The 14,950-nt window shown below is 53.2% G+C and carries 13 protein-coding genes; 3 read left to right on the forward strand and 10 right to left on the reverse strand.

Going from position 1 to position 14,950, the window contains the following annotated elements:
- Positions 1-189 precede the first annotated feature (189 nt).
- The gene (locus QUD59_RS02340) at positions 190-1,839 is read left to right on the forward strand and encodes a sensor domain-containing protein (RefSeq protein WP_286239342.1); all 1,650 of its coding nucleotides are present in this window, start codon (positions 190-192) and stop codon (positions 1,837-1,839) included.
- Here QUD59_RS02340 and QUD59_RS02345 read toward each other — a convergent pair.
- The 4 genes from QUD59_RS02345 to QUD59_RS02360 all read right to left on the reverse strand — a co-directional run bounded on the left by QUD59_RS02345 (position 1,836) and on the right by QUD59_RS02360 (position 5,574).
- Positions 1,836-2,294: an outer membrane lipoprotein gene (locus QUD59_RS02345; protein WP_286239343.1), complete on the reverse strand. Its 459-nt coding sequence runs from the start codon at positions 2,292-2,294 to the stop codon at positions 1,836-1,838. The genes QUD59_RS02340 and QUD59_RS02345 overlap by 4 nt on opposite strands.
- Positions 2,295-2,302: 8 nt before the next feature.
- The gene (locus QUD59_RS02350) at positions 2,303-3,418 is read right to left on the reverse strand and encodes a phospholipase D-like domain-containing protein (RefSeq protein ID WP_286239344.1); all 1,116 of its coding nucleotides are present in this window, start codon (positions 3,416-3,418) and stop codon (positions 2,303-2,305) included.
- Between the two features lie 21 nt (positions 3,419-3,439).
- Positions 3,440-5,218: an ABC transporter ATP-binding protein gene (locus tag QUD59_RS02355; protein WP_286239345.1), complete on the reverse strand. Its 1,779-nt coding sequence runs from the start codon at positions 5,216-5,218 to the stop codon at positions 3,440-3,442.
- Between the two features lie 119 nt (positions 5,219-5,337).
- Entirely contained in the window at positions 5,338-5,574 is a 237-nt protein-coding gene (locus QUD59_RS02360) for an HP1242/YdcH family protein (RefSeq protein ID WP_286239346.1), read from the reverse strand.
- A 129-nt stretch (positions 5,575-5,703) separates the two neighbouring features.
- Here QUD59_RS02360 and QUD59_RS02365 point away from each other — a divergent pair, with 129 nt between their 5' ends.
- Positions 5,704-6,162 (forward strand): methylated-DNA--[protein]-cysteine S-methyltransferase, encoded by a 459-nt coding sequence (locus QUD59_RS02365; protein ID WP_286239347.1) that lies wholly within the window; start codon positions 5,704-5,706, stop codon positions 6,160-6,162.
- Positions 6,163-6,181: 19 nt separating this feature from the next.
- Here QUD59_RS02365 and QUD59_RS02370 read toward each other — a convergent pair whose 3' ends face one another.
- The 3 genes from QUD59_RS02370 to QUD59_RS02380 are packed head-to-tail and all read right to left on the reverse strand — an operon-like array spanning position 6,182 to position 8,244.
- On the reverse strand, positions 6,182-6,496 hold the full coding sequence (locus tag QUD59_RS02370) for a BolA family protein (RefSeq protein ID WP_286239348.1): 315 nt from the start codon (positions 6,494-6,496) through the stop codon (positions 6,182-6,184).
- Positions 6,496-7,845: a DUF3422 family protein gene (locus tag QUD59_RS02375; protein ID WP_286239349.1), complete on the reverse strand. Its 1,350-nt coding sequence runs from the start codon at positions 7,843-7,845 to the stop codon at positions 6,496-6,498. The genes QUD59_RS02370 and QUD59_RS02375 overlap by 1 nt, the downstream gene beginning before the upstream one ends.
- Positions 7,846-7,878: 33 nt before the next feature.
- Positions 7,879-8,244: a hypothetical protein gene (locus QUD59_RS02380; protein WP_286239350.1), complete on the reverse strand. Its 366-nt coding sequence runs from the start codon at positions 8,242-8,244 to the stop codon at positions 7,879-7,881.
- A gap of 182 nt (positions 8,245-8,426) precedes the next feature.
- Between QUD59_RS02380 and QUD59_RS02385 the strand changes: the two genes are divergently transcribed.
- Complete coding sequence (locus QUD59_RS02385; RefSeq protein WP_286239351.1) at positions 8,427-9,116, forward strand: hypothetical protein; 690 nt, start codon at positions 8,427-8,429, stop codon at positions 9,114-9,116.
- A gap of 181 nt (positions 9,117-9,297) precedes the next feature.
- Here QUD59_RS02385 and QUD59_RS02390 read toward each other — a convergent pair whose 3' ends face one another.
- The 3 genes from QUD59_RS02390 to QUD59_RS02400 are packed head-to-tail and all read right to left on the reverse strand — an operon-like array spanning position 9,298 to position 14,883.
- Positions 9,298-12,744, reverse strand: coding sequence for an SbcC/MukB-like Walker B domain-containing protein (locus QUD59_RS02390; protein WP_286239352.1), 3,447 nt, complete (start codon positions 12,742-12,744; stop codon positions 9,298-9,300).
- Entirely contained in the window at positions 12,741-13,460 is a 720-nt protein-coding gene (locus QUD59_RS02395; protein WP_286239353.1) for a DUF4194 domain-containing protein, read from the reverse strand. The genes QUD59_RS02390 and QUD59_RS02395 overlap by 4 nt, the downstream gene beginning before the upstream one ends.
- On the reverse strand, positions 13,450-14,883 hold the full coding sequence (locus tag QUD59_RS02400) for a Wadjet anti-phage system protein JetA family protein (protein WP_286239355.1): 1,434 nt from the start codon (positions 14,881-14,883) through the stop codon (positions 13,450-13,452). Before QUD59_RS02400 ends, QUD59_RS02395 begins: the two co-directional genes overlap by 11 nt.
- Between the last annotated feature and the right edge of the window lie 67 nt (positions 14,884-14,950).

A 14,950-nucleotide genomic window follows, 5' to 3' on the forward strand; every position in this document is an offset into this window, starting at 1 on the left:
TAATTGCCCAATCTTCCCAAAATGCAGCCAAATAACAAAACAAGCGTTTATTTGAAACGCTGGTTTTATTTATACTCTACCCACAGCACAACCGACACAAGATTGGTCATCTTCATCACCGATCATTCCGGGGAAATACCAGCTACAATTTCTTAAAGCTTTCAGGCGAGACACGGTTAGTACACAGCGATGAGCAAACAGGAGAAAAAACTGCATAGGGAAGCCTCCATTCTGGAACATGTCGACGATATGGTCTCCGTGGTAGACAGCCAGTATATCTACCGGGCGGCCAGCCTCGGCTATGCGCAGTTTTTTGGTCTTGCAACGGAAGAGATTGTCGGCAAACCGGTCTGGGAGATCCACGGTAAAACGGTGTTCGAGGACTGTATCAAAGCCGGGCTGGATAAAACCCTGGCCGGTGAGAAGGCACGACTGCAGTTCTGGCGCCCGAATCATCGCGGCGAAATGCGCTGTATCGACAGCAAACATGATCTCTACCGTGGTGAACTGACTCAGGGCATCGGCGTCGCCGTCGTTGGCCGGGATATTACCGATACAGTTCTGGCGCAGGAAGCCCTCAAAAAAGAACAGGACCTGCTGAACACCATTATCAATGCAGTCTCGGATTTTATCTTTATCAAAGACAGCCAGGGCGTCTATCAACGCTGTAACAAAAGCTTTGAACGTTTTCTGGATATGCCCGCTGCAGAGATTATTGGTAAAACCGATCATCAGCTCATGTCTCCGGCCTCAGCAGAATACATTCTCAACAAAGATCAGGCAGTAAAACAAAGCCTTCAGGGGATCCGTAACGATGAATGGGTCACCTACAAAGATGGCAGACGCCGGCTGCTGGATATGTACAAGCTGCCCATTCTGGCAGACGCTGATAAAGACCCCGGGTTACTTGGCATCGGACGCAATGTAACCTACGAACGTGAGGCTGAAGACAACCTGCTGCTAAGCACTCTGGTTTTCGATGCCACGCCGGACCCCTGCCTGATACTGACAACAGAGGGCAAAATTATTTCTGCCAATGCGGCCGCGCAATTGCAATTTACTGAGCTGAATAACACCCCCTGCCAGCTTCACCTCAGCGATCTGCTGCAATTTACTGCAGAACCGTTGCAGTCACTGGAACAACTGGAATACAAACAGGGTAACTGGTGTGGTGAGCTCACTGATCTGCACGGCCATCTTCATTTCGCCACCATCAGCCATCTTCAGGCCCGCGACGGCAAAGGTGACAAATATGTCCTTTTTATTCGTGATGAGGCAACCCAGCAACAGATTTCTGAGACGCTGAAGCTTCAGGCCTATCAGGACAGCCTGACCGGGCTGCCAAACCGCCGTATGCTGTTTTCCCGTCTCAACAGTGCTATCGCCCGGGCTGAGCGGCAGCAGCATCTGCTGGCCGTACTCTATATCGATCTGAACAAATTCAAACCGATCAATGATGAACTGGGTCACTTTGCGGGAGATGAGGTACTGGTAACGATTGCACAACGGCTCGAAGGTTGTTTTCGTGCGACCGACACACTGGCCAGACTGGGCGGGGATGAATTCGTTGCCCTGCTGGATATCAACGAACCGAACCAGGCTTCTCAGGTCGCAGAGAAAGTCTGCAATTGCCTGAACCAGCCTCTGGGAATAAAAGGGCTGGAGCAACGCAGCGTCTCTGCCAGTATCGGTATTGCACTGTTTCCGGAAAACGCCGGCAGCGCTGAAGAGTTGCTGCATAAAGCCGATCAGGCAATGTATCAGGCGAAACGCAGTGCCGGACAGAATTACCGCTTTTATGCAGAAAGCGGGGCTGACTCACCCCGCGATACAGACTAATAAGTAACCCGGGCAGCCCCCCGGCCACTCAACACCCTGACCCGGTCACCCGGGCTGAACAGCGGGCCTTCACCCACCTCCTGAACCACCGAAACAGTGTTGCCATTATCCAGCCGGACAGTGATCTCCTGCCCCTGGGCGCGGGTGAAACGCTCTTCGGCCTGCTTACCCGCTACACCCCCGGCTACTGCCCCCAGCACCGTGGCGATATCCTTACCCCGGCCGCCACCGATATTACTGGCCGCGATACCACCCACGACCGCGCCGGTTGCGCCACCGACAAAGCCAGAAGTACCTTCGATCACAACCGGCTGAGCCGACTGAACCACCCCGTACTGTACCTGCTGTACCTGACGCGCTTCGGCACGAGAATAGGTGGTGCCACTCAGATTACTGACACAGCCGGTCAGTAACACTGAGCCAATTAATGCTGTGGCAATGGTTAATTTGTTCATACTTCCTCCTACCTGATCTTCAGCACCAGGTGACTGATCAGCGCCCAGATCATCTCTTTAAGCCTGCGATGCCAGGGGCGTTTCGACCAGGCTTCATAGGTGACCTCCTGACAATGATTGAGGTCACTGTGAAATACCCCGGTCATCTGTTGCACAAAAGGCTGGTCATCCACCTCAATGTTGGCTTCAAGGTTCCAGCGCAGGTTCCAGTGATCCAGATTACAGGAGCCCATGGTTCCCCAACCGTCGATCACCGACATTTTTGCATGCAAAAAACGTGGCTGATATTCGTAGATCCTGATACCCGCTTTCAGCAGACGCCGGTAATAACGTTTCGAGGCATGAAACACCCAGGGTTGATCGGTGTATGGGCCGGCGATGATAAGCCGCACATCTACCCCTCTTTTAGCCGCCCGCCGCAGGGCATAGCGAATCGAAAAAGAGGGCAGAAAATAAGCGGTCATCAGCCAGATTTTATCCTGAGCTCCGTTAACCCGGTTGAGAAAACTGACCTTAATATCCTGCTGATAAAAACCCTGTACCGTGCGAACCCTGACCCGGGCCTTTCCGGCCTGCTCCAGAGTGCCCCCCGGAGAGAGCCGCTGCTCGGTACAGCGCTGCCACAACTGGTTAAACATATTGACCAGATCAGTGACAACCGGCCCCTCAACACGACTCATCAGTTCATGCCACGGACACCCCTGTTCCTGCGACAACCAGTATACATCGCTCAAGCCTGTACCGCCGATGAATGCAACCTTCTGATCGACGACCAGCAGCTTGCGGTGATCACGGGCAAAGTTGCGGGTAAATTTGCTCAGGTGTAAAGGGTTGTAGACGATGATCTCAATCCCCTCTACCTGCAACCGGTTGCGGTCGGTGCGGGAAAATCGGTAGGAACCAAAACCATCAATGATCAGTTTAACCATTACGCCACGTCGGGCGGCGGCCACCAGTGCCTGAATAAATTTGTCTGCGATCGCACCGGACGTCACAAAATAGAACTCAAGCAGCAGACTGTGACGGGCTTTATCGATCTCTTCCAGCATCACCGGGAAGAAATTCTCCCCATCCACCAGAAGTTGGAGTTGGTTACCATCACGCCACTGAAATTGCTTCCGCATTCGCTGTTCCTGTCGCCAGCCTTACTGATACTCCCCGTAAAGCCGGGCGTATAAGCCGTTTCCATTTAATAACTCTTCATGCCCACCCTGCTCGCAGATCTGTCCATCTTCGAACACATAAACATGATCGGCCTGTTTTACTGCACTGAGCCTGTGAGCCACGATAAGGGTGGTGCGCCCCTGAAGGAAATGCTGCAGTGCCTGATGCAGTTCATACTCGGTTTCTGCATCCAGAGCCGAGGTCGCTTCATCCAGAATAACCACTTTCGGATCACTCAGCACCATACGGGCAATGGCCAGACGTTGACGCTGACCGCCGGAGAGCCGGATTCCCTGCCGACCGACCCGGGCATCCAGTCCGGCAGCCTGCTCCTCGACAAAGGCTCTGAGCTGAGCGACTTCCAGTGCCTGCCAGAGCTGGGCATCGGAAAACTCTCGTCCCATGGTCAGGTTGCTACGCACGCTGCCATTAAACAACACAGGGTGTTGCAAAACCGTTGCAACATGCTCGCGGACACAGGTCAGCCCGACCTGTTTAACAGAAATATCATCAAAAAAGATCTCACCGGCCGAAGGTGGATACAGGCCAAGCAGCACCTGAACCAGGGTTGATTTACCGCCCCCGCTGGCGCCCACCAGAGCGATTTTCTGACCGGCGGTTACCTTGAGGGACACCCCTTTCAGCACCTCCATCCCGTTGCCATAACTGAAATGTATATTTTCTAAACGAAGAGAGACGGTGCGTTTGCCCTTAAAGGGGTTCAACCGTGCCGGATAAGCGGGTTCTTCTGCCAGCCCAAGCAGGCCATTGACCCGCTGCAGAGCCGCTTTGGCGGCGTACAGACTGTATTGAATACCCAACACCTCCTGCACCGGCCCCATCATAAACCAGAGGTAACCGAAGACAGCCATCATCTGACCAATACTCAGATCAGAAAAGACCACCATCAGCATCGCCAGTGCCCGGAAAAGATCCACCCCGATCATAAACAGCACAAAACTGAAACGACTGGCCGCATCACTCTTCCATTCAAAAGAGCTGGAACGATCACGTACTTCCCGGGCACCATCGATCAGCCGGGAGAGATAGTGTTGCTCCCGGTTATTGGCGCGAATCTGCTGGATACCCTCCAGCGTTTCGGTCAGCGCGGCCTGAAACAGTTCAAAGGCTTTATTCTCCTCTCCTTTAAGGTGTTTGACCTGCTTTGCAATGCGCGTGGTGAAATAGATCACCACCGGATTCAGAAACAGGATAAACAGCGCCAGTTGCCAGTGCATCCATAGCAGGATCACCGCAGTGCCCAGTATCGACAGCAAGGCAACCAGCAACCGGCTGAGGGAACTGCCGATAAAGCGGTCGATGGTATCCAGATCGGTAATAAAATGAGAGGCCACCGTGCCGCTGCCCAGCGTCTCGTACTCAGCCATGGAGATCCGTTGCAGGTGCTGCAACAGACTGGCCCTGATTCGATAGGTTACATCCTTGGAAATAATGGTGAATTGCCGCGCCTGCCAGACGTTGAGCATCAGGGCTGCCAACCTCAGACAGATGGTAAACAGCAGTACCATCCCGATAAACAACACCGGTCCGTGCCAGCTCTGTGGGAACAGCGGTGCGACTGTTTCGATGATCACCCCCGGCTGATCAAGCAGCACTTCATCTACCAGCAGCGGCATAAACAACGGCAGGGGAACCGAGGCAACCGCGGCCAGCAATGCAATCAGGTTTGCCTTAATCAGCTCCTGACGGTGTTCCAGTGCTACCCCGATAATGTATTGCCATGTGTACGACTGTTTCACGCTTCAATCCTTTCAGGCCTGTACATTAACTGTATACGAAAGCCTGTGAAGCCGCGATCAACCAGAGTAAGGAATAAAAAAGCCCGCTGGGTCAGCGGGCTCTTGAGATCGATTCAGGTTCAGGCCTGAAGCATCGCATACAACTCATCTTTCAGTCTGAGGCGTTTGTACTTCGCCTCTTCCTCAGTCCGGGTGCACACGGCCTCAATCTCTGCTTCCATTTTTTCCACCTCTTTGGTGACCTGATGGTACTCATCAAACAAGCGGGCAAACCGACCATCTTCCATCTTCAGTTCGTGAATCCGCTGACGATGTTCCGGAAATTCATGGATCAGATCATGATGCTCAATAGACATTATTGCTTCCCCTTCTACAACTTACTTATGTTCTGGGTTCAGTCTCCTCCTCCGCGTTAAGCAAAGCATTGACGGGCATCAATACAGATTCCAAACTATAGGAAAGAATGTTTAGCGGAGGGCAAAACAATGTACGCAGCAATTATGAACACCGCACTCGGCTCTCTGCTGATTAAAGCCAATGACAGCGCAGTGACTTCGATCCACTTTCTGCGCGATGACGAAACCCTGCCGGAACTGCTGGGCAACCCGCTGATTGATCAGTGTATCAGTGAACTGGGCGAGTACTTCTCCGGTCGCCGGGTGGATTTTGATATTCCACTGGCACCGGATGGAACGCATTTTCAGCAGAGCGTGTGGCGGGCGTTACGCGAAATCCCCTACGGTAAAACCTGCAGCTATGGTGAGATTGCCCGCAAGCTCGGTAAACCGCGGGCTGCTCGGGCAATCGGCATGGCGAACAACCGTAATCCGATTCCGATTATTATTCCCTGCCACCGGGTGCTGGGGAGTAATGGCAGCCTGACCGGCTACGCCGGCGGGCTTGAGAATAAGAGCTACCTTCTGAATCTGGAAAAGCGGCCGTAAACGACCGCCGGGTTAGTGCTTACTCCGACTTTGAACCGCCCAGGCACTTCGGCGAAGGCATCACTGTGCGGCCTTTATCGTTCCACTCCTGCTGGGTAAACAGGTGCATCGAGAGTGCATGAATCGGATTATTCATCCGATCTGCCATCAGCCCAAAGATAAGCTGGTGACGCTGCACCATTCGCTTACCGGCAAAATCTTCTGAAACCACGGTCAGCTTAAAGTGTGAATCGGTGGCCGGCCCGGAGTGCATATGGCTCTCATTTTCGATCACCAGATGTTCCAGATTTAACCCCTCTTCCAGCCGATTGCGGATCACTGCTTCAATACTCATTACTTACCCTTCTGATTCTGATCGTCACGGTCGGCCTGATCATGGGCCAACTGTAAAAAGTGTTTATGGATTTTCCGGGTGGTGAGCGCAACCAGACCAATCACCACCGGGACAGAGATCCCCAGCAGCAGATCTTTATTCAGACTGACCCCCGAATTATAGGCCGCTTCGAGCAGGTACTTAATCAGGCCTATAGTGTAGTAACTGATCGCGGCAACCGACAGCCCTTCCACAGTGTGCTGCATCATCATCTGCACTTTGGAGCGCTGATCCATGGAGGCCAGTAATTGCTGATTTTGCGACTGGATCGACAGCTCAACCCGGGTGCGCATCATATCTGCCACCCGGTCGATACGGCGGGAGAGATCTTCCAGCCGGTTACTGGTGGCACGACAGGTTTTTACCGCCGGTGTTAAACGCCGGGTCATGAACTCGGTAATGGTCAGGTGCCCGGAGACCTCATCTTCACGCAGTTCTTCAAGACGCTTGATCACCAGATCATGGTAGGCGTAGGTGGCACCAAAGCGGAACGTTGCCCGGGCCCGGCAATCCTCTACCCAGGAAGCCATATCGGTGAGTCGCGCCAGCAGCGCCTGCTCATCAATTTCAGTGCTGTGCGCCAGATGGTCGGTGATATCCGCCAGTTTCTGGTCCATATCCGCCAGCGTCGGATTAATCCTGCGTGCAGTAGGCAGCGATAACAGCGCCATCAGACGGTAGGTTTCAATCTCCATCAGGCGCTGCACCAGACGGCCTAACTGACTGTCGCTCATCTGTTTGTTGTAGACCAGAAAACGCCCCAGACCGTCACTGTGGATCTGAAAAGTAGTCCATACCCGGGCGTCACCATCCTGCGGACTACTGCCGACCAGACGCATCCCTTCGAAGAAGCGCTTTACCAGTGGCAGGTTCAGCTCATGGGCCTGACGGGCATCTTCAACCGACAGATGGAAAGCGGAGATGACTGTGCCGGGTATCTGATCCAGCCAGCCTTCAGGCAGCGGCGTCAGCCCGGTGGTGTTAAAGGGGTTTCCGCCCTGCTCCACGCCGGTGTTAATGAAGGTGTAAGTGGTAAACTCGACGTGTTTTTCCCGCCGTACCCGCAGTTTACCGAAATCCACGTGATAGCAGAGTTCGTCCTCTTGCGGTGGCGTCACATCGAAGTGCTGATAGAGTTTTTTCAGGTGCTCGAACTGAGCCTGGCTCTGCTCCCGGTTACACATCACCGCCAGATGGGTGATCCGTGCCGGGCTGGGAATCACCTGAAACGGACGTGAGTGGAGTTCGTTGTAGAGCGCACCCCGCATCGGGTGCATCTCCAAACCGTAAGGGTTATGTGTTTCAGTCATCAGTTAACTGCTCCATATCGCCTGTTCATGGCTTCAGACATCATCCAGCGCCGCCATTAACAACGGCTGCTTACTCAGGTCCAGCGCCATGATCTGCGGATACACATCGAACCACTCCCTGAAGCACTCAAAACTCAGCTCCATCGGCCAGTGATCACCCAGTTCATCCCAGGCTGACAGTTCATTCTGGAAAATGGTTTTCCACTGCTGTTGCAGGACCTGATCAAAATCACTTTCAGAACTGACTTCATCGATCAGGTAAACAGTGCCCTCCCGGCGCTGCTCTTCCAAGGTCAGGTTCTGATGCAGACCGTCAGCGTCCACATCCAGACTGTTGGTCCAGTCGGCAAAGGGTTGACGGGGTAGTACGACAAAGGCTGAACGATTCAGCAACTTCATGGTTCTTATCCTTAGCTTTAGATATACTCACGGACGGTCAAACTCCGGTTTAACCGAACCATAATAACAGCAGAAACGATTCCCAACAGGGGTAAAGAGAGGCAGTTTACACTGAGTTGGTGTAGCTTTTCAGCCTAATACTCCTGACTTAATACAGCAGAGAGCCATTTCAGGAATTCAGTGTGGTCATCCCCGTTATCAAACAGCTTGCCAGTCGTGATCAGTGGATGGATTTCTGTCGCCGGGAAACCGCCTACTGCTTCGTTGAGCAGCCTCAGGTGCTGGTCGATCTGCAATCTACCTTTCTCAAGATCACCCTGCTACCCGATCATCAGCAACTGCAGGATGCCGTGAAATACAGCCTGGGTTCACGAACCAGCATCGAACCGGTCTGGCAGTTAATCAAAGGTTGTCACTGGGATCTGTCCGCACTGATCAGGGGCCTTCAGGAGCTGGACTTCAGCAGCAACGTGCGCGATAACTCCCTGCTCAAAGCCCATACCGATCTGAGTGTTCGCAAATATTTCAGCCGTGAACGCTGTCTGGTTGCACCAGAGAGTCTGGGCCTTCTGGAACCGCTGATGGCCGCGCCTGACGTCTGGAGCAGTTTTCAGCTTAACCGGCTGATCAATAATGGTCAGTTCCGGGATCTGCGCAGTGAACAGAAACTCCTCTCAGATGGCCGCAGCTACGGCGGAGTCGATGCACCGGAGATGGAACAGATCAGAATGCTGCTGCTGAATCCGCAGGAGCAACTGATCGGTCAGCAGATCGATACACGACTGCACGTATATCGTAATCAGCAGCCCTTTATCAGCCTGATACCCGAATTTCGCTGGCCCCAGCCGCGGCTGAAGAAAAAACCCGCGTAGGAAACGATACCCTCACCGCGACATCAGCAGAACTTTCATCGCGGCGATGACTCTGCTCCTGCAAAAGCCCCGATAAAACATAAACAAGCTTCTTAATACACATGCAGTCAGAGCGGACTCAGGCAATAAAAAACCCCGGCTACCGGCGGCAGACGGGGTTTCCTGTTCGGCGTCAGTCAGCTCAGACCGGCTCGGACTCCAGTGCCATTTCAGAATCTTCTGCTTCGTCAGCCAGTTCGGCCATCATTCGCAGTGGATTATCTGAGTTGAGCAACTGACGCCCCTTCTCCGTCGGGAACTCCACATCCAGATCCACTACACGACCATCACGGCAGACGTTGATGATGGTGTCCATACAGGAGCTGAGCAGGGAGTATTTCTCGTCCGGTGCCGCGATGATGGTCTGCAGACCCAGATCGCTCATAAAGCCGAGCGAGGTCACCGTGTTTTCGGAGTCGAGTTTGTTGAATGCCTCATCGAATACCGACAGGCTCATGCCGCCCAGCGGCTGACCATCATTACCTTCGCGCAGGCGGTAAGTGGCACCCATCGCCGCCGCAATCGCGACGTAAAACGGAACCTGGTGCTCACCACCGGAACCGGTCTTGATACGCTGGGTCAGGGTGGTCTTGCGATTACCCTCCAGATCCTTCACCACCAACTCAAAGTTGTAGAAGTTACGGTAATCCTGCAGCAGGCTGCTCTCACCCTCATCTTTCAGCACTTCATGGATCTTAGCCAGCGCGTCCTGATGCGGTTTATCATTATCGAACTTCAGATCAAACAGGGAACCAACATTGGCTGAATCCATCTGGGTGTAGGCTTCAACCAGTTCCAGAATATCTTTCAGCTCAGGGTTCGGCATCATCTCGAAGCTGTACATCTCTTTATGGAACGGACGTCCTTTAAGATGCTGATTCAGCTCGCGAATCATATCCTTAATCTTGTTAATCTGATCGTTCAGGTGGGCCACGAAGTCAGAACGGAAGGCGGTTTCTGCTTCCTGACGGGCACGTTCCGCTTTCTGGCTGTAATTCGCCAGCTCAGAATCGGTCAGCGCCTGTACTGTTTCATCAACAAAGGCTGCCAGCTCTTCATGGCTGGAGTCCGGCGTCACCTTATCAAGCTGCTGATGGCTCAGACCACCGCCGTGATATTTAGCCTTATACTGAGCCACACCATCACGAACTGCGTTTTTCTTCTTCTCATGCAGCGCCAGCTCTGATTGAGCCTTTTTCGCCGCCTCAAAGATGATCCGTTCCAGCTCACCGGAGCAGCTTTCGTCGAGATAATCACGTTTTTCCTGAGCAGACTGGGCATCAAATTCCGACTTCTCTTCGCATACGGTACGCGCATTCGCATGCTCTTCCAGCTCCTGAGTAAACACCTCAAGCGCGGCATTATCCTTGATGATAGAGGTACGCACCTTCTGCAGTTTATCCATCAGGGAACGCTGCATCTGCTCTGCTTCTTTCTGCTCTGTGACCAGATCAGCAATACGCTGCTGCACGCCGCTGTCATCCTGATTACGCAGATCGGTAATCGCCTGACGCTGGCCTTCAATCTCAGTACTCAACTGTTCGCGCTGGTTCACCAGATCGAACACCCGCTCATTGATATTATCGAGGCCATTATTCAGGGTAATCAGGGCATCACGCAGCTTTTCCAGTGCGTCATGGTTGCGGCCAAGATCCGTAAATTCGGCCACCAACTGATCCACCTGTTTGCCCTGCAATGCCGCCTGATCAGAACGACGACGAATACCCATAATCGGCTGCAGTTCATTGATAGCCGTGGTGGAGCCTTCGGTCTGCAGCATGCAGTCGTAGGTCAGTGCGCGCTCATGTCGCAGCAGTTCGGTTTCGGTTTCAACCGCCATAACGCCGCCCAGTGCCCGGTTCATATAGGCCCGAGCATGGTCGTTATTGGTATCGATAAAGTGTGCCAGTGACCCGGCCTTGTAGCGGTTCAGCCAGTCACCGGATTTGGTGGTGTTGACGATACGACAGCCTTTAAGGTGACGGCCTTTACGTCGGTAAAGGGTTATCGCTTCCTTCACCCGATCCGGCTCAACAATCAGCGCTTCACGACGAGCACCGAGGAAAGACTCGATAGCAATACGCCACTTATCATCATTGATATCCGCCAGCTCACAGATCGGCGTGGACTCAATGCCGTACTCCTGCAGCAGCTCCATCAACTCACGGGTGTTGCGGCGAACCGGGGCATGACCCTGTTTCAGCGCTTCCACTGCACTCTTCTGATTCTGAATCTCGGAACGCAGCTCGTTGATACGGATAACAGAGTTTTCGTATCGACGGGAGACTTCACGCCGCACCGGTTCAACCTGCAATTTCAGGTTTTCCAGTACGTTATCCACCTCAACCGGCGACTGGGGCCAGAGGTCAGCCATAATATCCTGACCAGCACGCCACTGCTGTACACACTGCTCCACGACCGGGCGGAATTTCTCCGGCAACAGCTCACTGTTTTCTGCAAAGCTGACGGTGGTCCGCATCAGGCTGTAGACCCCCTGAATACGCTCTTTGACCACGTTAATTTCGTGCGTTTTCGCGGTAATCGAGGATTCCAGCGCCTTGACCTTATGCGCCGAATCAGAGGTATTCAGCTCCGCACGGGCATCGGCCAGTTGCTGCATCAGCTGATTGAGCTCTTCGCTCTTCTGCTCGAGCTCCTTCTGCAGGGTTTCCTCTTTCTCCTGATTGCTTTCCAGACGCTCCGCCGCATCCTCTTTTTTCAGATCGGCATTTTCAAAGCGGGTTTCATGTACCACCCACTCATATTCCGCCGCATTCTTAACATTACGTTCGATGCCGTGACACAGCTCCTGAACCTTCTCCAGCTCAGCGATGCGGTTAGCCACCTCACGGGTCTTGGTTTCCATCGCCCGGTATTCATCCAGAGATTTACGGAACGCCCCCACATGGACAATGTTCTCATCCAGAACGAATTCACGAATAAACCGGGTCGGGCTGTCAATCGGTACAAACTTCAGGGCGTTTTTAAAGTTCTTTACGAACTTCTCATCATCGTTCGGCATCTCTTCGTCGTAACTCAGATGAGTCACCAGCTCACGAACGAAGCGGCTGGAGCGTTTCTCCAGAATCATATCCGGGCACTGCTTCAGCAGATGAGTACGCACCGTATCCCAGGATTTCGGCAGACGGCCCTCGCCTTTTTTCTCGGTAAAGTCATCCAGAGAAACGGAGAAATCGGGCAGGATAAAGCGGCCCAACACGTCTTCATCGGCCGCCGCAGTCGATGCACTGATCGCCACACCGACGGTAGTTTCTTTGGCTGTTTCTGTATCGAAAAAGCTCAGCGCCAGATAGCAGAGAGAATCCTGACGGGCGGTGTTCTTCTTGCCGTCATCATCCAGAAAGCCGAGACAGTAGGTACGCAGGCTACGCTCTGACTTTTCGCCCGCGGATGCGTTAAAGCTCAGATGACGCTTGTTGCCGCCCATCAGTACCGTCTGGATCGCATCCAGCAATGAAGATTTACCGGAACCGTTCGGGCCGACTACCGCAACATTACCTTTGATCGGAATCTCAACGGCTCCCAGAACATACCAGTTAACCAGGATAATTCTGTTCAGCTGCTTCATTCGGCAATCACCTCATCCGCTTGCTTGACCGGCGTTTCGCTGTTTTCAGCCGGTTGCCCGGCAGAGACCTCATCAGCAGGCTCTGCGCTTTCGTTGTCTGTTTCTTCGTCTGCCGGCAGCTCATTATCCTGCTCTTGCGGATCACACAGCCCTTCCAACTGGCGGATAAAGTCTTCGACCACCACCTGACGGATCACCGGGTTGATCTTCAACGGGACATTTTTCGGATCCATCTCATCCGCTTTACCACGCTCAATCACTCCGTGGCGGGAGAACAGGGAGAGAATCTCTTTCAGACGCGTCTCGTTAGGAATCTCTTTGCGGGTGAGGTTTTCGTACAAGGTCAGCAGATCATTGGTGCTGGTATAAGCCTGCCCTGCTTCCACTTCAAACGATTCCAGCTTCTGTTCGTACTGCTGGCGAATACAGAGCAACAGCAGGGATTCATCCAGACGCAGGCGCATAAAGCGCTCTTCGCCTTTAGGCAAAATGCCCATGTAGGCTTCATCCGGCTGATGCACGAACGACCAGCCAATCGCCTCGAACAGGTTTTTGAAATATTCCACGTGAGAGGCAACCAGAAAGTAACTTTCACGGTGACCCGGGCGATCCGCGTAGAGAAACTGATTGGTCAGCAACTGATTAGCCGCACGACTGAAATCGCTGGCCTGATACTGATCGCTGCGACCGATGATTTTTTGCAGATCACCTAGCATCTGAAACGTCCTTTGAATGATCTTTTCGGGTTATGCTGAAGTTCCGGCATTCCACCATGTCAGCCACACTGACGTAGTCTTCCCGGAACTGAATTTGGTAGCGCTGAATGGTCTTGCGGGCCTTTTTGCCCAGCGACTGCATATGGCGGACATAGCTGAAGCAGATATAGTCTTCGATGGAGTCGATCTCAAAATCCACTGCATCAACCTGATCACGACCGATCAGGTGGCGCTCAAGGTAAGCCTCGATCCGATCCACCTTGACCTCACGACGCTCTTTGTACTCTTTGAAGAGCTGACGCAAATGCAGAACTTTAGGATCGATCTCCTGACGGGTTATGACCCGGGGCTCTGCCGGAGTCTTACGCTGGACCGGTGTACGAATACTGCCGGGTGCGATAAAGCCCACGGTTTCCAGCGTACGAATCCGTGGTATCTCACGGCCATCCTTTTCAGAGACCGCCGCAATCACACGGGACAGGCGCGAAGCCATGCCCGGCGTGGTTTTATCCATATAACGAACCGTATCCGACACTCGCTTCTCAAGCCGGTAACGGAAGTCATCAATGATCGCCAGACGCTGATCCACCGATTCAAAAATGCGGATAATACGGTTGATATGCTGATGCACCCGCGCTTCAGCATCATGCAGCTCCACTTCAAATTGCTGCTGATAGTGCACTATCAGTTGCTCAAGCTTCAGGGTGTCAAACTGCAATTCACGCAACAGGGAGAGAATCTGCTGACGGAAACGGAACGGGTTGTTTTTGGTTTTCAGGGTCTTATAGTCAGACACCAGAATGTGTTCAACAAACCGTTCGAAGAAGTTACGCACAATCTCCTGCGGATTGTTGGTTTCGGACAGGGTAATCTTCAGCTCACGCAGGCCCAGCATCATGTCGGTCAGATGGGCACTGAAGTCCGCTGCAGTCTGAGCTGCCTCGGAGAGAGTAATCCCCCTGCCCTGCGGATCGTTGATCGCAGCTTCCAGCGAGCTGAGTACGTTCAGAACCGCCCCGCCGTAACTGCGTTTTTCCAGATTAGCGATCGAGACCAGAGTTCTCAACAGGAAACTGTTAGCCGGCGACAGCAGCACGTATGTGCGATAGATGCGCTGCTCCTCTTCCAGCCAGCCAGTGCTGACCAGACGGCGATAGATTCGGCTGGTGTATTCCGCCGCTGAACGCGGAAGTTCGCGGGCTTCCTCTTCAGTATCGTCCGCTTCCGGTTCCCAACGCCGAACCCCGAGACGAATGACCGCCCCTTCGATGGTCGAACGCACCAGATCCTTAGGCACAAACGGGTCAACCAGATCCTCATCGAAAAACAGGTCAGCCAGTGAGATCAGAACAGCCTGATAAACCTGACGGTTCTGCCCGGAAAGCGGCAGAAAGAGGTCTTCAGGGAGTTTGTTAAACAGCATTAAGCGTTAATCCGCAGCTTGAGTTTTTTAAAATTCAGCAGACGATTCTAACGGAAAAATCAGGGTG

This window comes from Neptuniibacter halophilus (genome assembly GCF_030295765.1).
Classification (GTDB): domain Bacteria; phylum Pseudomonadota; class Gammaproteobacteria; order Pseudomonadales; family Balneatricaceae; genus Neptuniibacter; species Neptuniibacter halophilus.